Source organism: Mesorhizobium sp. NFR06 (assembly GCF_900115245.1).
Classification (GTDB): Bacteria; Pseudomonadota; Alphaproteobacteria; order Rhizobiales; family Rhizobiaceae; genus Mesorhizobium.
On record NZ_FOVT01000001.1, the window covers coordinates 459,076 to 481,928 of the forward strand.

Here is a 22,853-nt window from a genome sequence, read left to right on the forward strand (position 1 = left end):
CCGCTGCCGACTGAACTTCAGCGCCGCCAGGCCGCGCACCGGCGCGGCCAGCCAGCAAGGACAATTCGATGCCTGCCTATCGTTCCCGCACCACCACCCATGGCCGCAACATGGCCGGCGCCCGCGGCCTATGGCGCGCCACGGGCATGAAGGATTCCGATTTCGGCAAGCCGATCATCGCGGTGGTCAACTCCTTCACCCAGTTCGTGCCCGGCCACGTGCACCTGAAGGACCTCGGCCAGCTCGTCGCGCGCGAGATCGAGAAAGCCGGCGGCGTCGCTAAGGAGTTCAACACCATCGCCGTCGACGACGGCATCGCCATGGGCCATGACGGCATGCTTTATTCGCTGCCGTCGCGCGAGCTGATCGCCGATTCCGTGGAATACATGGTCAACGCGCATTGCGCCGACGCCATGGTCTGCATCTCCAATTGCGACAAGATCACGCCCGGAATGCTGATGGCCAGCTTACGCCTCAACATCCCGACCGTCTTCGTCTCCGGCGGCCCGATGGAGGCCGGCAAGGTGGTGCTGGCCGGCAAGGCGCAGGCGCTCGACCTTGTCGACGCCATGGTCGCAGCCGCCGACGACAAGATCTCCGACGAGGACGTCAAGGTCATCGAGCGCTCGGCCTGCCCGACCTGCGGCTCGTGCTCGGGCATGTTCACCGCCAATTCGATGAACTGCCTGACCGAGGCGCTGGGGCTGTCGCTGCCCGGCAACGGCTCGACTTTGGCCACCCATGCCGACCGCAAGCGCCTGTTCGTCGAGGCCGGCCATCTCGTCGTCGATCTCGCCCAGCGCTATTACGAGCAGGACGACGAAAGCGCGCTGCCGCGCAGCATCGCCTCCAAGGGCGCTTTCGAGAATGCCATGGCGCTCGACATCGCCATGGGCGGCTCGACCAACACGGTGCTGCACATCCTTGCCGCCGCGCATGAGGGCGACGTCGATTTCACCATGGAGGACATCGACCGGCTGTCGCGCAAGGTGCCGGTGCTGTGCAAGGTCGCGCCGGCCAAGTCCGACGTGCATATGGAGGACGTCCATCGCGCCGGCGGCATCATGGCGATCCTCGGCCAGCTCGACGAGGCCGGCCTGATCAACCGCGACCTGCCGACGGTGCACACCGCAACCCTCGGCGAAGCGCTCGACCATTGGGACATAGCCCGCAGCTCTGCCGAGAATGTCCGCGACTTCTTCCGCGCCGCACCCGGCGGCGTGCCGACGCAGGTCGCCTTCAGCCAGGACCGCCGCTGGGACGAGCTCGACATCGACCGGGAAAAGGGCGTCATCCGCTCGGCAAAGACCCCGTTCTCGAAGGATGGCGGCCTTGCGGTGCTGAAGGGCAATCTGGCGCTCGACGGCTGCATCGTGAAGACCGCCGGCGTCGATGAATCGATCCTGAAATTCACCGGTCCGGCCCGCGTCTTCGAAAGCCAGGACGCCTCCGTCAAGGCGATCCTCGGCAACGAGATCAAGGCCGGCGACATCGTCGTCATCCGCTATGAGGGACCGCGTGGCGGTCCGGGCATGCAGGAGATGCTCTACCCGACAAGCTACCTGAAGTCGAAGGGCCTGGGCAAAGCCTGCGCGCTGATCACCGATGGCCGCTTCTCCGGCGGCACGTCCGGCCTGTCGATCGGCCACGTCTCGCCGGAAGCTGCCGAAGGCGGCGCGATCGGCCTGGTCCAGGAAGGCGACACGATCGAGATCGACATCCCCAACCGCAGCATCCGCCTTGCCGTCAGCGATGCCGAGCTCGATGCCCGCCGCAAGGCGATGGCGGCCAAGGGCGCGGATGCCTGGAAGCCGGCGGAAAAGCGCAAGCGCAAGGTGACGACGGCGCTGCGCGCCTACGCCGCCTTCGCCACCAGCGCCGACAAGGGCGCTGTGCGGAAAGTGCCGGAGTGAGGTAGACTGCTGCGGCCCCTACCTCCCCCTTGTGGGGAGGTCGGACCGAAGGTCCGGGTGGGGGTCGACGCCGCACCCCGTCCCGCTGCTTCGCAGCGACCCTCCTCAGGGTCGGGTTACGGCATCAGCTGATACTCGTAGAGCTTTTGATATAGCCCGCCCTGCTTGAGCAGGGTCTTGTGCGGACCGCTCTCCCGCACCTTGCCGTTCTCCAGCACCACGATCGTATCGGCTTGATGGACCGTCGACAGCCGGTGCGCGATCACGATCGTCGTGCGCCCGACGGTGAGCTGCTGCAGCGCATCTCGGAACAGCGCTTCCGATTCGGCGTCGAGCGCGCTGGTCGCCTCGTCGAGCAGCAGGATCTCGGCATCGCGCAGCATGGCGCGCGCGATCGAGATACGCTGGCGCTGGCCGCCGGACAGCAGCGAGCCGTTCTCGCCCACCTCCGTCTCATAGCCCCTGGCCATGGCGCTGATGAACTCATGCGCATTGGCGGCCTTGGCGGCGGCGATCACGTCCTCGTCGGTGGCGTCCTCGCGGCCGAGGCGGATATTGTGCATGACGGTGCCGGCAAACAGGAACGTGTCCTGGCTGACATAGGCGATCTTGCGCCTGAGCGAATCGAGCGTCGCGAAGGAGATGTCCTGACCGTCGAACAGCACCCTGCCGGTCTGCGGGTCGTACATGCGCATGATCAGGTTGAGGATCGTCGACTTGCCGCTGCCCGACGGCCCGACCAGCGCCGTCATCCTGCCGGCGTGCAGCGTCAGGTCGAAGCCGTCGAAAACCGGCGGGCTCTCCGGATAGGCAAAGCTCACATTGTCGAAGCGGATTTCACCCGGGCCGGATTGCAGCGGCTTGGCGTCGGGCTTTTCGGCGAGCGTCAGCGGCCGGTCGGCGAGCTGGAACATCATGCGCACGCCGACGATGCCGGTCTCGAGCGAGATGCGGACTCGCGCCAGACGCTTTGCCGGCTCATAGGCGAGCAGCAGCGCGGCGATGAAGGCCATGATGTTGCCCGGCATCTGGCCGCCCTGCAGCACCAGCAAACCGCTGACCAGCACGGCGCCGGCAATCGCTAGCCCGGCAAGGGTTTCCATCACCGGGCTGGTGGCGGCTTCCAGCGTGGCGATGTTGTTGGCGCGGTTCTCGACGTCCGAAACCGCCTTGTGCATGCGCTTGCGCATCGCGCCTTCGAGATTGAAAGATTTGACGACGCGCACGCCGATCGCCGTCTCCTGCATCACATGCACGATCTGGCCGAGCGAGATGAATTCCATAGCCGCGATCCTGCGGACGCGCTTCAGGATGCGGTTGACGCCATAGATCGCCACCGGCCCGACGACAAAGCAGATCAGCGACAGCGCCGGTTGTTGCCAGATCATGACGCCGACCAGGACGATCAACGTCACCAGGTCGCGCACGTAAGACGTGACGACGAGGTCGAGGACACTGCGCGCGGCCTGCGCGTTGTTGGTCATGCGGGCGATCAGCTCGGACGATGAGGTCGAATGATAGAATTCGATGCCTTGCGCCAGGATGCGATCGTAGATCTTGCGCTGCCGGTCGGCGATAATGGCGTTGCCGACGCGGCTCATGAAATAGGCCTGGACGAAGCTGGCAAAGCCCTTGAGCAGGAAGATCGCCGCCACGCCCCCCGCGATCAGGTTGACGCGGTCGAGCCTCTTGAAGACGACGAATTCATTGGTGATCTCGCGTAGGATCCAGGCGCTGGCGCCGGTCATGGCAGCCACCACCAGCATCGACACAATGGCGGCGCCATAGCCGAATTTGTGCTGGTGGAAGGATTCCCTCACCAGCCTCGCGATGAGGCGCTGGTTTTCCGTCGAGCGGAAGAAGCGAAACAATGGCCGGTCCTGTGTCTGGCAGCAAGATTTCGGATTCGCCACAAGGGCGAGAGGCGGCTTATAGAGCGAGTTGGAGCACCATGGAACCTTTCGGCCGCCGAGGAAAGAAAAGGCTGCGGCAAGCTGTCTTTTCGGCCACGATGGGTGCCGATTCTCGAGAGGGGTGACGACAGATGGATTTCGACCTCATCGTGCGCGGCGGCACGCTGCCGGATGGCAGCATTGCCGACATCGGCATCGCCGGCGAAACCATCCAGGCCATAGCGCCCAACTTGCCGGGCTCTTCGCCGACCGAAATCGACGCGCGCGGCAATCTCGTCTCGCCGCCCTTCGTCGACCCGCACTTCCACATGGACGCAACGCTGTCCTACGGCATCCCGCGCATCAACGCGTCAGGCACGCTGCTCGAAGGCATTGCGCTCTGGGGCGAGTTGAAGCCGCTTCTGACGCATGAGGCCGTGCGCGAGCGCGCGCTCGCCTATTGCGACTGGGCCGTGTCGATGGGTCTGCTTGCAATTCGCTCGCATGTCGATGTCTGCGACGACCAGCTGCTCGCGGTGGAAGCCCTGCTCGACGTGAAGAAAACCGTCGCGCCCTATATCGACCTGCAACTGGTCGCCTTTCCACAGGACGGCCTCTATCGCTCGCCGACGGCGCTCGACAACACCATCCGCGCGCTGGATATGGGCGTCGATGTGGTCGGCGGCATCCCGCATTTCGAACGCACCATGGCCGACGGCACCCGCTCGGTGACGGAGCTTTGCGAGATCGCCGCCAGGCGCGGCCTGATGGTCGACATCCATTGCGACGAGACGGACGATCCGCTGTCGCGCCATATCGAGCAGCTGGCTTTTGAAACGCAACGGCTCGGCCTGCAGGGAAGGGTGGCTGGTTCGCACCTCACCTCGATGCATTCGATGGATAATTATTACGTTTCGAAACTCTTGCCGCTGATCGCCGAGGCCGGCGTGTCAGCGATCCCCAACCCGCTGATCAACATCATGCTGCAGGGCCGCCACGACACATTCCCGAAGCGTCGTGGCCTGACCCGGGTCAAGGAGATGCAGGCGCTCGGCATCCGCGTCGGCTGGGGCCAGGACTGCGTGCTCGATCCGTGGTATTCGCTGGGCACCGCCGACATGCTCGACGTCGCCTTCATGGGTCTGCATGTCGCGCAAATGTCGAGCCCGGCCGACATGGCGCGCTGCTTCGACATGGTCACCGATGTCAACGCCGCCATCATGGGCCTCGACCATCTTGGCCTCGCCGTCGGCAAGCGGGCGAGCCTCGTCGTGCTCGATGCCGGCAATGCGATCGAGGCCGTTCGCCTGCGCCCCGAACGTCTGTGCGTCATCGCCCGGGGCAAGGTCGTGGCCGAGCGGACCAGGCAGGAAACCAGGCTTTCGATTGCGGGCCGGCCTGAAACGGTCAACCGCAGGCATAAAACGGCGTAGATATCCGCGTCTCGGTTTGACCGGGCGCTTAGCGGGCGGACAGCGCTTTCGCCGGAGCTTCGTCATCCACGGGCGAAGCGGACGCGCAGACCCGAGGATCCATGCCGTGACTTCGCGCGAAGGGCGGAGGCGGCGCAGGACAAAGGTCGTTCTGCATCGCTGCAACGCCTGGAGGTAACGGCATGGGTTCTATGGTCCGCGCCGCATCGCTTCGCCATAGAATGACGAAGTCACGAGCGTTCCGGCCAATCGCGAACCATTCATGATGCTTTGCGCTCCGGCCAATCTCGATTCCCGCCGCTGGTCTTACGGATTTTGCTCGTCAAACCGGCCGCTTGCGGTTACGGAGCCGGCATGGCCCTATCCCTTGCGCGCAATTTCACGATCAGGAACATGTTGCTCGCCGGCATCCTGTTGATGCTGGCCGGCGACTTCATGTTCGCGCTCAACGACGCGATGGGCAAATGGCTGGTCGCCTCCTTCTCCGTCGGACAAGTGGTGCTGATCCGCTCGGTCGGCGCCTTCATCGTGCTCGGCCCGATGATCGCCAACCAGGGCACGGCGAGGCTGTTTCACATGGATCGGCCGCTTTTGCAGGTGCTGCGTGTCGTGGCCACCACCACCGATACCGGGCTTTTCTACGCCGCGGTTGTGTACCTGCCGCTGGCCGACGTGATGAGCTTCTACATGGCCGGGCCGATCTACGTGGCTGCGCTGTCGCACCTGCTGCTCGGCGAAAAGGTCGGCTGGCGCCGCTGGCTGGCGATCCTGGTCGGCTTCTGCGGCGTGCTGATCATGCTGAAGCCGTCCTCGGCGGCCTTCTCCATGTCTTCAGCTTTCGCGCTGGTCGGCAGTATCGCCTTCGGCTTCGCCATCATCCTCAGCCGGCTCCTGCGGGGCACCAGCGACACGACTTTGGTCACCTGGCAGACCATCGGCACGCTGCTGGTCGGCGGCGCGCTCGCCATCGGCGCCTGGCGCACGCCGTCGGCGCTCGATCTCGGGGCCATGCTGTTGCTCGGCGTCGTCTCTTGCGCCGCGCATCTGATGATCACCCGGGCGCTGAAGCTGGCGCCGGCCTCGACGCTGGCACCGCTGCATTACAGCCTGCTTCTGTGGGCGGTGGTCTTCGGCCTGGCCTTCTTCGGCGACGTGCCCAGCCCGCGCATCCTGGTCGGCGCGGCCATCGTCGTGCTTGCCGGCCTGTTCATCTTCCATCGCCAGAAAGTGGTCGAGACCGAGGTGCCGCCGGAGAACGTGCCGAAGGGCGTCAATTAGCCGGCGCGCACGGCGGCCAGATGGCGCGAAAACTCCGCCGTCTCCATCAGCGCCTTGCAGCGGGCGAAGCGGCCGTCGGCATAGGCGCGGAAATCGTCGACCGGATTGTCGTTGGCGAGCTGGATCAGGCCCCACAGCGTCCAGAGCAGGTCGCACATCGCCTTGTAGATGACGACGCGGCCGCGCTCTGCCGGCTTTGCCTCGCAGCCGAAATAGGCACGCATCATCTCCTCGTCCTGGCCCGCATCGAACTTGCCCTCGACCGAGAGATCGCCGAGGTCCCACAGCGGATCGTTCATCCCAGAATATTCCCAGTCGACGATCCACATCCGGTCGCCCGTATCGAGGAAGTTTTCGCACAGCGGATCGCAATGGCAGGCGGCGAGCGGGATGGCATGCGCGGCAAGAGCCGTACGCACTGCACCTGCCTCGCGGACCACGTCGTGATAGCCGGCCGGCAGCGCCACATCCTTGGTCGACAAAACTCTGAGGTAGTCGTCGATCATCGCGAACAGTTCGAAGCGGAAGGGAAACACCGCGCCCGACATATGCAGCTTGCGGAAAGCCTCGCCGGCGCGCGCGGGGCTGCCCGGGCTCGCCTTGAATTTTTCGGGCGACATCGTCTCGGCGCCGGCGATGAAGCGCGTCGCCATCAGGCCGGATGCCGGATCGGCATAAAGCACTTCGGGGCTGACGCCGGCTTGGGCCGCCTCGCGCGCAGCCACCGCCTCATTGGCGCGGTTGACATATTCTTCCGTGCCCTTGCCGGGAATGCGCAGACACACATCGCCGGCCCTGTAGACCATGTTGGTGAGGCCGCCTAAACGCTGCAGCGGCCCATCATAGCCCGCCAGCACCGGAACAGCCGCCAGCGCCGCGCGCAGCTCGTCGGTCATGTCGTGTCCCCTCACGCCATTTGTCGCGGCTCAGACGGTTCCACAATTTTAGCGGCTTGGCTATCATCCGTGAACGAGAATCGGGCGTCGGGAGCGGCAATGACAGATGGCAAGCACCACAGCGCGCTGGGCGCCGCCTACGCGGCCAAGCGGCCGGAGGAAGTGGCGGCGATCTATGACAGCTGGTCGCAGACCTATGACGCCGACATGTCGGCGGCCGGTTATCGCCATCCGACGATCTGCCTGGCGCTGTTGGCCCGGCACCTGCCGCGCGGCGCCGAACCCTTGCTCGACGCCGGCGCCGGCACCGGCCTGATCGGCGAATGGCTCGCCATCACCGGCTATCCGCAAGTCGAGGCGCTCGACATCTCGCAAGGCATGCTCGACAAGGCCGGGGCGAAAGGCGTCTATACGGCGCTGCATCGCCTGGCCATGGGCGAAACTCTGCCCTTCGCCGACGGCGCCTATGCAGGGATTATTTCGGCGGGCGTCTTCACCTCCGGTCATGTCGGGGTCGAGGGGCTGGACGAGTTGATCCGCATCTGCCGCCCAGGCGGCGTCATTGTGCTGACCGTCAAGAACACGCTTTGGCATGCCGGCTTCGCCGAGCGCATCGCCGGGCTCGAAGCTCAGGGCAGGCTGAGGCGGGTCGAGGAAACGCCGCCCTATGCGTCGATGCCGGGCGAAACCGATAACGTGCCGAGTAGGGGACTGGTGCTGCGCGTCAGCTGACCCGCTTCCGGGATCAGGCCTTTATCTTCGCACCGGCCGGATCATACATCGGCTCGAGATGGATCCTGGCCGGCGTGCGCTCCATCGCCACCACGAGCTCATAATCGCCCGAGGCGAGGAAATCGTCGCTGACGCCATCAGCATTGCGCACATAGCCGTAGCCGATGTTCTTCTTCAGCGTGTAGCCATAGCCGCCGCTGGTGAGGTAGCCGACGGCCTCCCCGTTGCGCAGAATCGTCTCGCGCCCGACCAGCACGACCTCTGGATCGTCCACCGTGAAGCCGGCAAAGCGTTTCGCCAGCGGCTTGCCGGCCGCCTTCTCCAGCGCTCGGCGCCCGATGAAGTCGGTATTCTTCCTGAGCTTCACTGCCCAGCCGAGCCCCGCTTCCAGCGGCGTGTCGTTCGGCGTGATGTCCGAGCCCCAGGCGCGATAGCCCTTCTCCAGCCTCAGCGATTCCAGCGCCCGGTAGCCGACCGGCCGGATGCCATGTGCCTTGCCCGCCGCCATCAGCGCGTCGAAGACATCGCCGGTGGCGGCGATCGGCACATGCAGCTCCCAGCCGAGCTCGCCGACATAGGTGACGCGCAGCGCCTTCACGACATGGCCAGCAATACCGATCTCGCGCGCATGGCCGAAAGGGAAGGCGGCATTTGTTACATCGGCGTCCGTCACCGCCGACAGCACGTCGCGGGCGCGTGGCCCCATCAGCGACAGCGTGCCGAAATCCTCGGTGACATCCCTTAGCCTCGCGTCGAGGCCCGAGTCGATATGGTCGCCGATCCAGGACAGATCGTGCGTGCGGAAACCCGTGCCGGTGACGATGTAGAATCGATCCTCGCCGAGCCGCGACACGGTGAGGTCCGCCTCGATGCCGCCGCGCGTGTTGAGAAGCTGCGTGTAGGTCAGCCGCCCGACCGGCTTGTTGATGTCGTTGGCGCAAATCCAGTCGAGCGCCTTCAGCGCATCGGCGCCGGTCATCTCATATTTGGCGAAGGAGGACTGGTCGAAGATGCCGACCTTCTCGCGCACATGCCGGTGCTCTTCGCCGACCGGGCCGAACCAGTTTTGCCGGCCCATCGAATAGACGTCCTCGGCGTCCACGCCATCGGGCGCGAACCAGTTCGGCCGCTCCCAGCCGAGCTTGGAGCCGAATACGGCTCGGTGTGCCTTCAGCCGCTCGTAGAGCGGCGAGACGATGCGCGGCCGGCCAGTCAGATATTCCTCATGCGGGAAGCCCACCGTGTAATGCTTGCCGTAGGCTTCCAGCGTGCGGTCGCGGACCCAGTCGCGGTCGCGGTGCAAGCCGGCGAAGCGTCTGATGTCGACCACCCAAAGGTCGAGCGGCGCCTCGCCGTCGACCACCCATTGCGCCAGCACCCAGCCGGCGCCGCCGCCGGACGCGATGCCGAAGGCGTTGAAGCCGGCGCCGACGAACATGTTCGAACACTCCGGCGCCACGCCGAGGATGAAGTTGCCGTCCGGCGTGAAGCTTTCCGGGCCGTTGATCATCTGCTTGACGCCGACGGTTTCCAAGGCGGGAACTCGCGCGATCGCCTGGGTCATATGCTGTTCGAAATGATCGTAGTCGTCGTCGAACAGGCGAAATTCCCAGTCGTTCGGAACATCGCCGCCCGGAAGTTCGGTTGCCCAGGCCTGCGGGTTCGGCTCATAGCCGCCCATCACCAGTCCGCTGACCTCTTCCTTGAAATAGGTGCGGCGGTCGGGGTCGCGGATCGTCGGCGCATCGGTGGCGAGCCCGTCGATCTTCTCGGTGATGATGTACTGGTGCTTGACCGGCTGCAGCGGCACGTTGATGCCGGCCATCGCGCCGACCTGCCTGGCCCATTGTCCGGCGCAGTTCACCACCTTGTCGCAGGCGATGTCGCCCTTCCCGGTCTTCACCGCCGTGATGCGGCCGTCCTTCATCTCGAAGCCGGTGACGCGTACCCCCTCGAATAATTTTGCGCCGTGCATGCGCGCGCCCTTGGCCAGCGACTGCGCAATGTCGGAGGGGCTTGCCTGCCCGTCGGTCGGCAGCCAGGAGGCGCCGACCAGATCGCCGGTCTCCATCAGCGGCCACATGCGCTTCACCTCCGCCGGCGACAGAAGCTGCATCTCCATTCCGAAGCTCTTTGCCGTGGTCGCCAGGCGCTTGAATTCGGTCCAGCGGTCGGCGTTGGTGGCGAGCCTGAGACAGCCTGTCATCTTCCAGCCGGTAGCCAGTCCGGTCTCGGCTTCGAGCCCTTTGTAGAGCTCGACCGAATATTTGAGCACGCGCGTGATCGAGGCCGAGGAGCGCAATTGCCCGACCAGGCCGGCCGCGTGCCAGGTCGAGCCCGAGGTCAGCTTGCCCTGCTCGAGCAACACCACATCCGCCCGGTGGTCGCGCGCCAGGTGATAGGCCGTGGAGCAGCCGATGATGCCGCCGCCGATGACGACGATCCCGGCGTGGCTGGGCAGGGTCATGACTTTGTCCCGTACTTCGTCCGGTAGTTGTCCAGCGCCGCGTCGAGCCGCACGAGGTTCTCCTCGGTATAGGCGACGTAGTCGATGCCGGGCGCGTCGAGGTAAAGCTCGGAGACCATGCTCCACATGGCTTCGCGCAGCAGCGAGGCGCATTGCATGGCGGCGTGCGAGCGGCGGATCCCGCTGTCGGGCTCCTTCATGAAATAGGCGGTCAGGAAGGCGAAAGATTCGTCGTCGTTCAGGCCGGCATTGGAGGCGGCGCCGGCGAGGTCGAACATAGCCGTGTTGAAGCCGGCATATTCGAAGTCGATCAGCCACAGCCGCTTGCCATCGTCGAGAATATTGGCCGGCAAAAGGTCGTTGTGGCCGAAGACGATCGGCAACAGTTTCTGTGCCCGTTCGAGCTCGTCGGCCAAGGACAGGTAGCGCGGCAGTTCCGCCTTCTTGCGGCTGCCGCCTTCGTCCAGCGTGCGCGCATAGTCGCGAATGACGTGGAACACCCAGAACATGAAGCCGGCGCCGGAGACGTGGTTCGGCATCTCGCGATGAAAGGATCGCAGCAGTGCCGCCACGCGGCCGAGATTGGCGAGCACGTCCTCCGCGACATAGGTCCTGGCGCCAAGAAATTCCGTCACCAGAATGCCGGGCTCGGAATAATGCACGGCCGGCGCGAAGCCGGCTGCGTGCGCCGCGCGAGCCGTCATTACCTCACGCTCGCGAAAGACGTGATGGAAAGGGAAGTCCTGGCCTAAGCGCACGACATGCCGCCCGGCGGCATCCGTGACGACATAATTGGCGTTGCTGAGGCCGCCCGGCAGCGGCTCGATCTCGATGCTGCCGCTCCAGCACGGCAAGGCGCGGATGCGGTCGTCGGCGCTCACGGCTTCGCCCCGGCCTCAGCCGGCTCCCAGGAAGACAATGATGGGAAAAAACAAAAAAGCCTCGTCGGTGCGAGACGCCAGGATCGGTATCCCGCACCGCACCGACGAGCCCCTTGGCCAGGCATAGCATCCCGGCATCCGCCCCCGCGGATTTGAAAAAAGCTCGCGTCTGGCCGATTCCAGACGATCTTGTCACTAGGTTGCAGCTCTGCCATCACCCTCCCGTGGCAGTTCCGAACCTGTCACTCCATCCAGTTTCACGCCGGTGTGGCAGAACTGTCAATCAAAAGCTGTGACCTTTTTTGGGTGTTTTGCCCGAAAGTATAAGCAACTCCTTTCAAAGCGTTGCCAAAGCCTTAAATTCGGTCAAAATCCCGGACATCCCTATGATCCATTCGAAACGGCATGGCGAAATCCTGCGGCTCCTCAACGAGGAGGGCACGATCACCATTGCCAGCCTTGCCGAACGGCTCGGCGTGTCGCTGGAAACGGTGCGGCGCGACGTCAAGCCGCTCACCGATGACGGCTCGGTGCTGAAGATGCATGGCGCCGTAGGCCTTGCCTCGATGGTGGGCGAGGCGCCGTTCGAGCGGCGCATGCGCGAGAATGCCGAAGCCAAGCGCCTGATCGCCAGAATGGTCGCGGCCACCATTCGCGACGGCGAGGCGATCATGCTCGACACCGGCACGACCACGTCCTTCCTGGCCCGGGAATTGTTGGGGCACCGCCGGCTGACGGTGGTCACCAACTCCTCCGACATTGCCCGCACGCTGGCGACGGTGAACGGCAACAAGGTCTATATGGCGGGCGGCGAGCTGCGCAGCGATTCAGGCGCTGCGTTCGGCATCTCGGCGATCGAGTTCGTCAGCCGCTTTTCGGTCGATCATGCGGTGATCTCGATCGGCGCGGTCGACGCCGCCGCCGGCCTGACCGACTATGATCTGGACGAGGCGGAATTCGCCCGCATGGTGCTGTCGCGCGGCCAGCGCTCGCTGGTCATCACCGACCATACCAAGTTCGGCCGCCAGGGACTGGTCCGGGTCTGCGGCTTCGACGGCTTTTCCGAGCTCGCCACCGACCAGCCGCCGCCCCGGGACATCGCCGCCGCGCTGAGCCAGGCCGGCGCGCGGCTCAGCATCGCGGCGGCCTGACGCATGTCGCCCGGAAGGGCGCATCGGTTCTGGGACAACGACATGCATTAAAACAAAGACTTACGCGTCGCCCAAATCCGTTTCGGCGCGACGCGCTTTAGAACAATTCCAGGAAACCGTTAGCCGAACACCAGCGACTGGTGCGCCGCCACGCCGGCCATGGCGCCGCCCGATACCGCGAAGGCGATGTTGTGCATGAGGCGGGCAGCGTCGCCAGCGGCGTACACGCCCGGCACGGACGTCTCCTGTTTGTCGTCCACCACGATCGCCCGGCCAAGCGGGCCTTCGTTGAAGGTGCAGCCAAGCCGTTCGGCGAGCGGGCTTGCCATCACATTGCGCGGCGCGGTGAACAGCGCCCGCACGCTTGCGCCGCGATCGCCGTCGAGCCTGACCGCCAGGCCGCCTGAGCCGTTGTCGTGCACTTCGGTCACTTTGGCCGGCTCGAACCGGATGTTGCGCTTCTCCAACGCCCGTGCCTGATCAGCGTCGGGTGAGAGCAGGCCGTTGGCGAACAGCGTGACGTCGCCCCAGTCGGAGATCAGCTCGGCCTGGTGCAGCGACATCGGTCCGGTCGCCAGCACGCCGAGCGGCCCGTCGGCCACCTCGTAACCATGGCAATAGGGGCAGTGCAGCACCGTCTTGCCCCACTGCTCGGCCAGCCCGGGAACGTCCGGCAGGATGTCGCGGACGCCGGTGGCGAGCACCAGCCGTGTCGTGCCGAAACCTTCGCCATTGTCCATCCGGACCTCGAAACCGTTGCCGGCGACGGCGGCCCGATCGGCCCGGCCATCGATCACCTTGACGGCGGGGTAGGCGAGCAACTGTCGCCTGGCCTCGTCGAGAATGTCCGACGGCGAACGCCCGTCCTGGCCGAAGAACCCGCGCGAATGTTCGGCAAAGCGATTCCTCGGCTGTCCGGCATCGATCACCAGCACCTTGCGCCGCCCTCGCGCCGCGTACATGGCGGCGGACAGGCCGGCGAAGCTGCCGCCGAAGACGATCACATCATACTGCATGGCTGGATACTCCGATCAGGTCATAGCGGCGGCGGAAATCGGCCGTCAGGTCGGCCAGCGTGATATGGCTGAGCCTCTCGGCGAGCAGCCTTTCCGCCTCCAGGCGAAAGTCGTCGAGCACCGCGATCACCGCCTGCTCGACCAGGCATCCGGGACTTTCCGGCTCGGTGCTGAACGGCAAAAGCGTCTCGCCGAGCGCGGCGCTGATCTCGGCCAGCGAGATCTCGTCCGGTGCGCGGCCAAGCTGCCAGCCGCCGCCATGGCCGCGCGACGAGGTGACGATGCCCGCTTCGCGCAGCCCGGCGATCGTGCGGCGCACCACCACCGGATTGGTGTGGATGAAGCCGGCAAGCTGCTCCGAGGTCAGCGCCCGGTCGGGAGCGTCGGCCATATGGACGAGGATATGCAGGGTCGAGGACAGCCGGCTGTTGCGTTTCATGTAACTTAGTTAGTTACGAATTGCGCAGTGTCAAACCCCTGTGAACTGCCGCACGGATCGGATCGGGAATCAGGCCGGAAAGATCATCCGGAAACAGGCGCCGCCCGCCTTGCCGTCAAGCACCTCGACCTTGCCGCCATGCAGCTGCATCAGGTCGCGGACCAGGTTGAGGCCGAGGCCGGCGCCGTGATCCTGCGGATGCAAGCGGTAGAAGGGCTCGAAGATGCGCTCGCGTTCGGACGTCGGCACGCCGTCGCCTTCGTCCAGCACTTCGATCACCGCGGGCGCAAGCACGCTGATGGCGATCCGCCCGGCATTGCCGCCATGGTCGATTGAATTCTGGACGAGGTTGGTCACGGCGCGCTCGATCGCCGTGCGGTCGCCGCGCACGATGAGCTTTTCGCTTGCCGGTTCGAACGACATCTCGTAGCCGGCGGCGAAGGCCATCGGCGCCAGGTCGACCACGACGTTGCGAGCAATGGCGACGAGGTCGACCGGCCCGAAATGCTCGGCCTGACGATCGAGCCGCTGCAGGTCGAGCAACTGGTCGGCTAGCGTCGACAGCCGCGCGGCGTCCTGCAGCAGCCTGGCGCGCTCCGGCGTCGCCGGCAGCGCGGCGAGTCGCGTGTTGAGGATGGCGACCGGGGTTCTGAGCTCATGCGCGGCATCGGTCAAAAAGCGCTTGTGCCGCGCGTAACCGGCATCGAGCCGCGACAATGCCGCGTTGACCGCGTCGACCAGCGGGGTGACTTCCTTCGGCACACCGTCCAGCGGCAGCTGTACGCCGCGCTTGTCGATTTCGATCTGTCCCGCCGCCGTGGCCGCCCGCCCAAGGCCGGAAAGCGCGCCGCGCACCACCCACGGCGTCGCGAACAGCGTCGCCAACGCCATCAGTCCGGCCAGCGGCAATATCCCCCACAGGAACAGATTCGGTGCCTGTCCAAGCACCCGAAGCAAGGCGAGTTTCCCCTTCGTGCCGCTCATGATCTGGACATTGCCGGCCGCCGTATCGGTCCAACGGATCTTTCCGCCGGGCGGCGCGGCTTCGCCGATCGCAAGGTCGATGCGGGCATCGCTGATGTTGTCCAGCAGCCCGACAAACGGCTGGTAGGCGGCCGGCACCGTCCCTTCTGCAAGCCGATGCCCTTGCTTGTCGCGGATGATGAACCAGAGATCGGGAACGCTCGCCCGCAACCTGGCCAGATCGGAGGTTTCGTCGAGCGTGAGGGCGCCGTTCGCGTCGCGCGCCACCGCATCCGCCAGCACGTCCATCGTGCCGTCCTCGTAGTCGTGCGGAATGATGCCGGTGGCCAGCATGGTGCCGATGATGCAGGCGATGATGAGCGTCAGCATCACGCATTGCAGGATGGCGATGCGCAGCACCAGGCTCCATTTCAGCGAACGCGGCCGGCGCAGGCTCATGTGGTCTCGCGCAGCAGGTAGCCGACACCGCGTATGCCGTTGACGACGACCCCGCCATCGGCCTCGGCGAGCTTGCGGCGCAGCCGCGAGACATGGGTGTCGAGCGCGTTGGACCGGATCTCGTCGTCGAGTCCGAAGACGGCCTCCATCAAGGTCTCGCGCTGCACCATGCGCCCGGTTCGCCGCATCAGCGCCTCCAGCACCAGCAACTCACGGCGCGGTAAGGCGAGCGGCTCGCCGCGGATCGAAGCCTCGCGATGGCCGACATCGAGCGAAAGATGGCCGGCACGGATCGTCTGCGTCTCGATCGCCGCCGGGCGCCTCAGCAATGCCCTCAGCCGCGCCAGCAACTCCTCGAAGGCAAACGGCTTGGCCAGATAGTCGTCGGCGCCCGTGTCGAGCCCGTCGACCTTGTCGGCGGTGTCGCCTCTGGCCGTCAGCACCAGCACCGGCGTCGTGTTCCTTGCGGCGCGAAGCTTGGGCACCAGCGTCAGCCCGTCGCCGTCAGGCAACTGCCGGTCGAGCAGGATCGCGTCATAACTGTCGACGGCGACAAATCCCTCTGCTTCCAGCAGTGAGGCTGCATGGTCGACCACCATGTCGTGCCGCTTCAGCGCCGCCCGCAGCGCCGAAACCATTTCCGGCTCATCCTCGACCAGCAGAATACGCATTGAAGCCTTTTCCAATCCTTTTGCCGGCCGGCTATCGCGCCAAGATTGCGCAAACATGGCGCCAGTTCTTGCTGGTGGTCGCAAGCCATTTCTTTCGCCAAGCCTCGCCATCCGCAATGTCCATGCAATCCGCCACCCGCAAACCGCGCCTCGTCGAATGCCGGGCAGCCCGAATCGCCCGCGCCAGCAATGAGGTCAACATGCCTGCAAATGATGCTTTGTCCTTTCTCAAGGCGTGGACGCTGGCGCCGTTCCGGATGGGCTCGGTCACGCCCTCCAGTCAGAGCCTGGCGGCGCTGATGACGCGCGAGATCGGTCCCGATACCGGTCCGGTGCTGGAGCTCGGACCGGGCACCGGTCCGTTCACGCGCGCCTTGCTGGAGCGCGGCGTCCGCGAAAGCGACCTGACGCTGATCGAGTCCGACCCGGATTTCGCCGCGCTGCTTACCCGCCGCTTTCCGGCGGCGCGCATCGTCGAGATGGATGCGGCCGGCCTGTGCCATCTGCCGGTGTTCGATGGCCCGGTCGTCGGCGCGGCCGTCAGCGGGTTGCCGTTTCGCCTGATATCGCCGCGCAAATCGTCTGCGATCCTGGAAGGTGTCTTTGCCAGCCTTCGGCCGGGGGCGGCGCTTTACCAGTTCACCTATGGCCGTCGGTGCCCGTTCGAGCAGACTGTCCTCGACAGGCTCGACCTCGAAGCGGTCCGCATCGGCGGCACTTTCCGTAATTTTCCGCCGGCGACGGTCTATCGCGTTTCCAGGATCAGGAGCCTCAGCACCTATGACTGGCGCTTCGCATGACCGACCTGTTGTCCGCGGTGCCGGGGCTCGGCCTGTTTGGCGCTGCATGTCTGGCCTTCACCGAAGAGATCCTGCCGGTGCCGCCGTCGCATGTGCTGCTGCTCTTTCTCGGCATGACCCGGGCGCCTGATCCTGCGGCGCTCGGCGCCCTGCTGGCGGTGACGGCGCTTGCTTCGACGGCAGGCTGCCTGTTCTGGTACGCTCTCGGCGGCTGGCTGGGACCGGCCCGCGCCGATGCGCTGGTCGGGCGTTTCGGCCGGTATATTTTCCTGCGCCACGAAACCTATCTGTGTTTCTCCTGCGCCTACCGCCGCAACCACATGCGGGCGTCCCTGCTGGCGCAGTTCGTGCCGACGGTGCGGAATTATCTGCCGATCGCCGCCGGCGCGTTGCGCCTGCCAGCTTTGCCCTTCGCGCTCACCACCCTGCTTGGCCCAATGCTGTGGAACGCCGGCTTCCTTCTCGCCGGCTATGCAATGCGCGAAGACCTCCACAACCTGCCAGCGGTGGCTTTTCGCATCATGGCCATCGTGCTCGCGCTGGAAGTCGCTTTCCTCATCGCGCTGCGCTCCCGCTGGCATCGCACCGGACCGGCAACAGGCTAGACGCTGCCGGCTTTCTTTCCCGCACGCGCCGGTGTTTAGTCCGGCCATGGCTTTCACCATCCGCCAGTTGCAGTTCTTCGTCGCCGTCGCCGAGCAGGGCACCGTCTCCGGCGCCGCGCAGAACCTTTCCATTTCGCAGTCCTCGGTCACCGAGGCGATCAAGGAACTGGAGAGCGATCTCGGCGTCGAGCTGTTCGAGCGCCACCCACGCGGCCTCAACATCACGCACAAGGGTCACCAGTTCCTGCGCCATGCGACCAAGATCCTGGCCGATGTCTCCGATGCGCGGCGTTCCTTCTCCAGCGAGCAGGCCGTTGCCGGCGGCCGCCTGCAACTCGGTGTCACCTCGCTGGTCGCCGGCTATGTCCTGTCCGACCTGCTCGCCCGCTACCGCCGCGCCTATCCTGGCGTCGAGGTTTCCGCCATCGAGGACAATGGCGACTATCTCGAGCACCTTCTGGTCGGCGGTAAGCTCGATATCGCCGTCATGGTGACGTCGAACCTGCGCGACCGCACGGCGCTGCAATCGGAAATCCTCGAAGTCTCGGCCTACCGGCTATGGGTTCCTCTCAGCCATAGGCTCGCCAGCGCGGACATCATCGGCATCGGCGACATCGCTTCCGAGCCGTTGATCATGCTCACCGTCGACGAGATCGAGGAGAACACCGGCAAGCTGCTGTCGGCGATCGGCGCCAGGCCGCATGTCGCCTTCCGCACCCGCTCGGTCGAAGCCGTGCGCAGCCTCGTCGCCACGGGCGCCGGTGTCGCGCTGCTGCCCGACCTCGTCTACCGGCCCTGGTCGTTGGAAGGCGACCGCATCGAATCGCGCGACATCTCCGGCTCGCTGCCGGTGGTTCAAGTCGGCATGGTCTGGCGCCGTGGCTCCAGCCTGCCGCAGTCGGCGCGTGATTTTATCGGCCTCGCGCAGTCGCAGCGCATGGTCCGCCAGCGGCTTTGAATATCTATCGGAAAAACCGATATCGGCTTTCTGATAAATGAATTTGCGAAACCGGTTTTTTCACAGCAGGTTTCGACCAGGGACCTAAGCCGCGCCCCGAGAGCGTGGCCCCTCAAATGGGAGATCGACGATGAATTCATTTCTGAAGTCATGCACGGCGTTGACGGTTGCGCTGACCTTCTCCGGTCAGGCGATGGCCCAGGTCAAGGAGCTTGGCAAGGGCGAGGGCGAGGTCAACATCGTCGCCTGGCCGGGCTACATCGAGCGCGGCGAAACCGACAAGGGCTATGACTGGGTCACCGCCTTCGAGAAGGAGAGCGGCTGCAAGGTCAACGTCAAGACCGCCAACACGTCGGACGAAATGGTCTCGCTGATGAACGAGGGTGGCTTCGATCTGGTCACCGCTTCGGGCGATGCCTCGCTGCGCCTCGTCGCCGGCAAGCGCGTGCAGCCGATCAACACCGATCTGATCCCAAGCTGGAAGACTGTCGACGACCGCCTGAAGGACGCGCCGTGGTTCACCGTCGACAAGGTGCATTACGGCGTACCCTATCAGTGGGGCCCGAACATCCTGATGTACAACACCGACGTCTTCAAGGAAGCGCCCAAGAGCTGGAACGTCGTTTTCGAGGAGATGAAGCTGCCCGACGGCAAGTCGAACAAGGGCCGCGTCCAGGCCTATGACGGCCCGATCCATATCGCCGACGCCGCCAACTACCTGATGTTCCACAAGCCGGAACTCGGCATCAAGGACCCTTACGAGCTCAACGAGGACCAGTACAAGGCAGCGCTCGACCTCTTGCGCACGCAGCGCACGCTGGTCGGCCGCTACTGGCATGATGCCGCCATCCAGGTCGACGACTTCCAAAACGAGGGCGTGGTCGCTTCCGGCTCATGGCCTTATCAGGTCAACACCCTGGTCGCTGCCAAGAAGCCGGTCGCCTCGACCGTGCCGGAAGAGGGCGTCACCGGCTGGGCCGACACCACCATGATGGAAGCCGACGCCGCTCATCCGAACTGCGCCTATAAGTGGCTCGAGCATTCCTTGTCGCCGAAGGTCCAAGGCGACGTCTCGGCCTGGTTTGGCTCGCTGCCCGTCGTGCCCGCCGCCTGCAAGGGCAACGAATTGCTCGGCGAGGAAGGCTGCAAGACCAACGGCTACGACAATTTCGAAAAGATCAAGTTCTGGAAGACGCCGGTGTCGAAATGCGCCAGCCAGAACGACCAGTGCGTGCCCTATTACCGCTGGGTGTCGGACTACATCGGCGTCATCGGCGGGCGGTAACGCCATTACCCTCCCCTTGTGGGGAGGATCGACGCTTAAGCGTCGGGGTGGGCGATCCCCACCCGCGGTTTCGCCGCGACCTCCCCACAACGGGGAGGCAGGCGAACTCGTCCCCGTTTGACCCGGCAAACAATTGATGGGCCCCATGACGTCAGCCGTTTCCTTCCGACAAGTCTCGCGCCATTTCGGCAGCGTGCGCGCCGTCGACGCGGTCGATCTCGACATCGTGCCGGGCGAGTTCTTCGCCATGCTGGGGCCGTCCGGCTCCGGTAAGACGACGTGTCTTAGGCTGATCGCCGGCTTCGAGCAGCCGACTGCGGGGTCCATCTCGATCTTTGGCGAGCGCGCCGAGGGCGTTCCGCCCTATCGCCGCAACGTCAACACCGTCTTCCAGGACTATGCACTGTTCCCGCATCTGAACGTGCTCGACAACGTCGCCTATGGCCTGATGGTCAAGGGCGTTGGCAAGGCCGAGCGGTTGAAGGCGGCCGACGAGGCACTATCCCTCGTCAGACTTCCGGGCTATGGCGCCCGCCGCCCAGGCCAGCTGTCCGGCGGCCAGCGCCAGCGCGTCGCGCTTGCCCGCGCGCTGGTCAACCAGCCCAAGGTGCTCTTGCTCGACGAGCCGCTCGGCGCGCTCGACCTCAAGCTGCGCGAGAACATGCAGGAGGAATTGAAGTCGCTGCAGAAGGTGCTCGGCATCACCTTCGTCTTCGTCACCCACGACCAGGGCGAGGCGCTTTCCATGGCCGACCGCGTCGCCGTCTTCAACGACGGCAGGATCATGCAGGTCGGCACGCCGGAAGACATCTACCAGCGGCCGAGGACGCGCTTCGTCGCCGATTTCGTCGGCTCATCGAACGTGCTGCCGCCGGATTTCGTCCAGCGTTATTCCGGCCAGCATCGCTGGGGCAGTCTGCGCCCTGAATCGATCCGCGTCTCCAATGCGACGAGCGGCGACGGCGTAACCGCTCGCCTGGTCGGCACGAATTATCTGGGCGCCACCACGAGGCTGGCGCTCGACGCCGACGGGCTCAGGCTGCATGCGATGGTGCCGGCCGGAACGGCACTGCCGGCGGAAGGCGAGGCGGTGACGCTGACCTTCAATCGCGAGAGCCTGCATCTGATGGACGAGCCGGCATGATGGTCGCGCGCGGAATTTGGACAAGTATGGCGCCCTACGGCGCGAAGGATTGCGGCCTTTCAGGCAATCCCCTTCAACGCGCGGTGGCCCCATGACCATCGCCGCGCTCAACTCCAACCCAGCCCCCGCCATCCTGCCCGGCAGCGGCGGCATGCGTGGCGCGCTGTCCGATCTGTTCTGGCGCCGGCCGAAGCTTTTGCTTCTCCTGATGCTGCTGCCGCCGGTGCTGTGGCTGGGCATCGTCTATATCGGCTCGCTGTTCGCCCTGTTGGCGCAGAGCTTCTTCTCCATCGACGAGTTTTCCGGCCTCATCAACCGCGAGTTCACGCTGAAGACCTATGGCGACCTGTTCCAGGCCGCCAATCTCGACATCATCCTGCGCACCGTCACGATGGCCGCGCTGGTCACGCTTGCCTCCGCCATCGTCGCTTTCCCAATCGCCTATTACGCGGCGCGCTATGCCCGCGGCCGCTGGAAGGCCCTGTTCTACCTCGGCGTCATGCTGCCGCTGTGGTCGAGCTATCTGGTCAAGATCTACGCCTGGAAGCTGATCCTCGCCAAGGAAGGCATCCTCACCTGGCTGCTCGCCAAGCTCAATCTGCTCTGGCTGCTCGATGGCTGGCTGTCGCTGCCGATCGTCGGCGGCAACTCGCTGTCGGTATCCTTCACCGGCACCTTCATCGTCTTCGTCTATGTCTGGCTGCCTTTCATGATCCTCCCGGTCCAGGCGGCGCTCGAGCGCGTGCCCGGCAACCTGGTCGAGGCCTCGTTCGATCTCGGCGCCTCGCCGGGGCAGACCTTTCGCAACGTGCTGTTCCCGCTGGCGCTGCCCGGTATCGTCGCCGGCTCGATCTTCACCTTCTCGCTGACGCTGGGCGATTACATCATCCCGCAGATCATCGGCACCTCGCGGCTGTTCATCGGCCAGGCCGTCTATTCGCAGCAGGGCACCGCCGGCAACATCCCTTTAGCCGCGGCCTTCACCGTCGTGCCAATCGTCATCATGGGCTTCTATCTCTGGGGCGCCAAGCGCATGGGGGCTTTCGATGCGCTCTGACCGTGGCCAATGTGCTCCGCGAGGCCTGAAGATCGCCGCCGCCTGCGGCCTGCTCTTCCTGCATCTGCCGATCCTCTTGATCTTCGTCTACGCTTTCACGACGGAAGAGAAGAGCTTCGTCTGGCCGCCGCCGGCGTTGACCACGCAGTGGTTCGCCGTCACCTGGAACCGGACGGACGTATGGGATGCGCTGTCGCTATCGGTCCGCGTCGCCACGATCTCGACGGCGATCGCGCTGGTGCTCGGCACGCTCTGCGCCGCCGCCGTCTCGCAGACGCGCTTCTTCGGCCGCGAGACGATTTCGCTGCTGGTCATCCTGCCGATCGCGCTGCCCGGCATCATCACCGGCATCGCGCTGCGCTCGGCCTTTGCGCTGGCAGACATTCCGTTCTCGTTCTGGACGATCGTGCTCGGCCACGCCACCTTCTGCGTGGTCGTGGTGTACAACAACGCCGTCGCCCGCTTTCGCCGCACCTCCGGCTCGATGATCGAGGCCTCGATGGACCTCGGCGCCGACGGTTTTCAGACCTTCCGCCATGTCGTGCTGCCCAACATCGCCACCGCGTTGCTGGCCGGCGGCATGCTCGCCTTCGCGCTGTCCTTCGACGAGGTCATCGTCACCACCTTCACCGCCGGCCAGCAGCAGACGGTTCCGATCTGGATGCTGGAGGAATTGATCCGCCCGCGCCAGCGCCCGGTCACCAATGTCGTGGCCATGGTCGTCGTGCTGGTGACGCTGCTGCCGATCCTCTTTGCCTATTACCTGACCCGCGACGGCGACCAGATCGCCGGTTCGGGCAAATAACCAACTTC

At 65.2% G+C, this 22,853-nt stretch carries 20 protein-coding genes; 12 read left to right on the forward strand and 8 right to left on the reverse strand.

Annotated features, from left to right (window positions below; all coding sequences use genetic code 11):
- The first annotated feature begins 68 nt into the window (after positions 1 to 68).
- Positions 69 to 1,913 carry a dihydroxy-acid dehydratase gene (gene ilvD, locus F3H96_RS02175; RefSeq protein ID WP_149790282.1) on the forward strand — a complete coding sequence of 615 codons (1,845 nt, stop codon included), beginning with the start codon at positions 69 to 71 and terminating at the stop codon, positions 1,911 to 1,913.
- A 116-nt stretch (positions 1,914 to 2,029) separates the two neighbouring features.
- Here the strand turns inward: ilvD and F3H96_RS02180 are convergent, their stop codons facing one another.
- The gene (locus F3H96_RS02180) at positions 2,030 to 3,784 is read right to left on the reverse strand and encodes an ABC transporter ATP-binding protein (protein ID WP_149790283.1); all 1,755 of its coding nucleotides are present in this window, start codon (positions 3,782 to 3,784) and stop codon (positions 2,030 to 2,032) included.
- Positions 3,785 to 3,957: 173 nt separating this feature from the next.
- On the opposite strand from F3H96_RS02180, the gene F3H96_RS02185 reads away from it, so the two are divergent.
- Both F3H96_RS02185 and F3H96_RS02190 read left to right on the forward strand, forming a co-directional pair.
- Complete coding sequence (locus F3H96_RS02185) at positions 3,958 to 5,238, forward strand: amidohydrolase family protein (protein ID WP_149790284.1); 1,281 nt, start codon at positions 3,958 to 3,960, stop codon at positions 5,236 to 5,238.
- A 354-nt stretch (positions 5,239 to 5,592) separates the two neighbouring features.
- Complete coding sequence (locus F3H96_RS02190) at positions 5,593 to 6,516, forward strand: DMT family transporter (protein WP_149790285.1); 924 nt, start codon at positions 5,593 to 5,595, stop codon at positions 6,514 to 6,516.
- Here the strand turns inward: F3H96_RS02190 and F3H96_RS02195 are convergent.
- Entirely contained in the window at positions 6,513 to 7,412 is a 900-nt protein-coding gene (locus F3H96_RS02195; RefSeq protein ID WP_149790286.1) for a phosphotransferase family protein, read from the reverse strand. The genes F3H96_RS02190 and F3H96_RS02195 overlap by 4 nt on opposite strands.
- Positions 7,413 to 7,511: 99 nt before the next feature.
- Here F3H96_RS02195 and F3H96_RS02200 point away from each other — a divergent pair, with 99 nt between their 5' ends.
- A complete protein-coding gene (locus F3H96_RS02200; RefSeq protein WP_149790287.1) occupies positions 7,512 to 8,144 on the forward strand; it encodes a class I SAM-dependent methyltransferase in 633 nt (210 codons plus the stop codon).
- Between the two features lie 13 nt (positions 8,145 to 8,157).
- Here the strand turns inward: F3H96_RS02200 and F3H96_RS02205 are convergent, their stop codons facing one another.
- On the reverse strand, positions 8,158 to 10,611 hold the full coding sequence (locus F3H96_RS02205) for an FAD-dependent oxidoreductase (protein ID WP_149790288.1): 2,454 nt from the start codon (positions 10,609 to 10,611) through the stop codon (positions 8,158 to 8,160).
- Positions 10,608 to 11,492 (reverse strand): phosphotransferase family protein, encoded by an 885-nt coding sequence (locus F3H96_RS02210; protein ID WP_149790289.1) that lies wholly within the window; start codon positions 11,490 to 11,492, stop codon positions 10,608 to 10,610. The genes F3H96_RS02205 and F3H96_RS02210 overlap by 4 nt, the downstream gene beginning before the upstream one ends.
- A 386-nt stretch (positions 11,493 to 11,878) precedes the next feature.
- Between F3H96_RS02210 and F3H96_RS02215 the strand changes: the two genes are divergently transcribed.
- Positions 11,879 to 12,643: a DeoR/GlpR family DNA-binding transcription regulator gene (locus F3H96_RS02215; protein ID WP_149790290.1), complete on the forward strand. Its 765-nt coding sequence runs from the start codon at positions 11,879 to 11,881 to the stop codon at positions 12,641 to 12,643.
- Between the two features lie 119 nt (positions 12,644 to 12,762).
- Here the strand turns inward: F3H96_RS02215 and F3H96_RS02220 are convergent, their stop codons facing one another.
- From F3H96_RS02220 to F3H96_RS02235, 4 genes are all read right to left on the reverse strand, one after another.
- Complete coding sequence (locus F3H96_RS02220) at positions 12,763 to 13,659, reverse strand: NAD(P)/FAD-dependent oxidoreductase (RefSeq protein ID WP_149790291.1); 897 nt, start codon at positions 13,657 to 13,659, stop codon at positions 12,763 to 12,765.
- Complete coding sequence (locus F3H96_RS02225; RefSeq protein WP_149790292.1) at positions 13,649 to 14,098, reverse strand: Rrf2 family transcriptional regulator; 450 nt, start codon at positions 14,096 to 14,098, stop codon at positions 13,649 to 13,651. The genes F3H96_RS02220 and F3H96_RS02225 overlap by 11 nt, the downstream gene beginning before the upstream one ends.
- A gap of 69 nt (positions 14,099 to 14,167) precedes the next feature.
- The gene (locus F3H96_RS02230) at positions 14,168 to 15,520 is read right to left on the reverse strand and encodes a HAMP domain-containing sensor histidine kinase (protein WP_149790293.1); all 1,353 of its coding nucleotides are present in this window, start codon (positions 15,518 to 15,520) and stop codon (positions 14,168 to 14,170) included.
- The gene (locus F3H96_RS02235; protein ID WP_149790294.1) at positions 15,517 to 16,191 is read right to left on the reverse strand and encodes a response regulator transcription factor; all 675 of its coding nucleotides are present in this window, start codon (positions 16,189 to 16,191) and stop codon (positions 15,517 to 15,519) included. The genes F3H96_RS02230 and F3H96_RS02235 overlap by 4 nt, the downstream gene beginning before the upstream one ends.
- Positions 16,192 to 16,391: 200 nt before the next feature.
- On the opposite strand from F3H96_RS02235, the gene F3H96_RS02240 reads away from it, so the two are divergent.
- The 7 genes from F3H96_RS02240 (at position 16,392) to F3H96_RS02270 (ending at position 22,845) form a co-directional block, all read left to right on the forward strand.
- Positions 16,392 to 16,991 (forward strand): methyltransferase domain-containing protein, encoded by a 600-nt coding sequence (locus F3H96_RS02240; RefSeq protein WP_149790295.1) that lies wholly within the window; start codon positions 16,392 to 16,394, stop codon positions 16,989 to 16,991.
- Positions 16,988 to 17,596: a DedA family protein gene (locus F3H96_RS02245; protein WP_149790296.1), complete on the forward strand. Its 609-nt coding sequence runs from the start codon at positions 16,988 to 16,990 to the stop codon at positions 17,594 to 17,596. Before F3H96_RS02240 ends, F3H96_RS02245 begins: the two co-directional genes overlap by 4 nt.
- 46 nt (positions 17,597 to 17,642) lie before the next feature.
- Positions 17,643 to 18,554, forward strand: coding sequence for a LysR substrate-binding domain-containing protein (locus F3H96_RS02250; protein WP_149790297.1), 912 nt, complete (start codon positions 17,643 to 17,645; stop codon positions 18,552 to 18,554).
- A gap of 130 nt (positions 18,555 to 18,684) precedes the next feature.
- Complete coding sequence (locus F3H96_RS02255; RefSeq protein WP_149790298.1) at positions 18,685 to 19,839, forward strand: ABC transporter substrate-binding protein; 1,155 nt, start codon at positions 18,685 to 18,687, stop codon at positions 19,837 to 19,839.
- Positions 19,840 to 19,984: 145 nt separating this feature from the next.
- Complete coding sequence (locus tag F3H96_RS02260; protein WP_149790299.1) at positions 19,985 to 20,983, forward strand: ABC transporter ATP-binding protein; 999 nt, start codon at positions 19,985 to 19,987, stop codon at positions 20,981 to 20,983.
- Between the two features lie 91 nt (positions 20,984 to 21,074).
- The gene (locus F3H96_RS02265) at positions 21,075 to 22,040 is read left to right on the forward strand and encodes an ABC transporter permease (protein WP_149790300.1); all 966 of its coding nucleotides are present in this window, start codon (positions 21,075 to 21,077) and stop codon (positions 22,038 to 22,040) included.
- Positions 22,030 to 22,845, forward strand: a complete 816-nt coding sequence (locus F3H96_RS02270) for an ABC transporter permease (protein WP_149790301.1) — start codon at positions 22,030 to 22,032, stop codon at positions 22,843 to 22,845. The genes F3H96_RS02265 and F3H96_RS02270 overlap by 11 nt, the downstream gene beginning before the upstream one ends.
- Positions 22,846 to 22,853: the final 8 nt, after the last annotated feature.

What these genes read in the sequence shown, in the direction of transcription:
- F3H96_RS02200 (WP_149790287.1), top strand. Translation starts at nt 7,512, where the DNA reads ATGACAGATGGCAAGCACCACAGCGCGCTGGGCGCCGCCTACGCGGCC.
- F3H96_RS02190 (WP_149790285.1), top strand. Translation starts at nt 5,593, where the DNA reads ATGGCCCTATCCCTTGCGCGCAATTTCACGATCAGGAACATGTTGCTC.
- F3H96_RS02235 (WP_149790294.1), bottom strand. Translation starts at nt 16,191, where the DNA reads ATGCGTATTCTGCTGGTCGAGGATGAGCCGGAAATGGTTTCGGCGCTG.
- F3H96_RS02220 (WP_149790291.1), bottom strand. Translation starts at nt 13,659, where the DNA reads ATGCAGTATGATGTGATCGTCTTCGGCGGCAGCTTCGCCGGCCTGTCC.
- F3H96_RS02205 (WP_149790288.1), bottom strand. Translation starts at nt 10,611, where the DNA reads ATGACCCTGCCCAGCCACGCCGGGATCGTCGTCATCGGCGGCGGCATC.
- F3H96_RS02255 (WP_149790298.1), top strand. Translation starts at nt 18,685, where the DNA reads ATGAATTCATTTCTGAAGTCATGCACGGCGTTGACGGTTGCGCTGACC.
- ilvD (WP_149790282.1), top strand. Translation starts at nt 69, where the DNA reads ATGCCTGCCTATCGTTCCCGCACCACCACCCATGGCCGCAACATGGCC.
- F3H96_RS02195 (WP_149790286.1), bottom strand. Translation starts at nt 7,412, where the DNA reads ATGACCGACGAGCTGCGCGCGGCGCTGGCGGCTGTTCCGGTGCTGGCG.
- F3H96_RS02265 (WP_149790300.1), top strand. Translation starts at nt 21,075, where the DNA reads ATGACCATCGCCGCGCTCAACTCCAACCCAGCCCCCGCCATCCTGCCC.
- F3H96_RS02260 (WP_149790299.1), top strand. Translation starts at nt 19,985, where the DNA reads ATGACGTCAGCCGTTTCCTTCCGACAAGTCTCGCGCCATTTCGGCAGC.
- F3H96_RS02225 (WP_149790292.1), bottom strand. Translation starts at nt 14,098, where the DNA reads ATGAAACGCAACAGCCGGCTGTCCTCGACCCTGCATATCCTCGTCCAT.
- F3H96_RS02250 (WP_149790297.1), top strand. Translation starts at nt 17,643, where the DNA reads ATGGCTTTCACCATCCGCCAGTTGCAGTTCTTCGTCGCCGTCGCCGAG.
- F3H96_RS02185 (WP_149790284.1), top strand. Translation starts at nt 3,958, where the DNA reads ATGGATTTCGACCTCATCGTGCGCGGCGGCACGCTGCCGGATGGCAGC.
- F3H96_RS02240 (WP_149790295.1), top strand. Translation starts at nt 16,392, where the DNA reads ATGCCTGCAAATGATGCTTTGTCCTTTCTCAAGGCGTGGACGCTGGCG.
- F3H96_RS02245 (WP_149790296.1), top strand. Translation starts at nt 16,988, where the DNA reads ATGACCGACCTGTTGTCCGCGGTGCCGGGGCTCGGCCTGTTTGGCGCT.
- F3H96_RS02230 (WP_149790293.1), bottom strand. Translation starts at nt 15,520, where the DNA reads ATGAGCCTGCGCCGGCCGCGTTCGCTGAAATGGAGCCTGGTGCTGCGC.
- F3H96_RS02215 (WP_149790290.1), top strand. Translation starts at nt 11,879, where the DNA reads ATGATCCATTCGAAACGGCATGGCGAAATCCTGCGGCTCCTCAACGAG.
- F3H96_RS02270 (WP_149790301.1), top strand. Translation starts at nt 22,030, where the DNA reads ATGCGCTCTGACCGTGGCCAATGTGCTCCGCGAGGCCTGAAGATCGCC.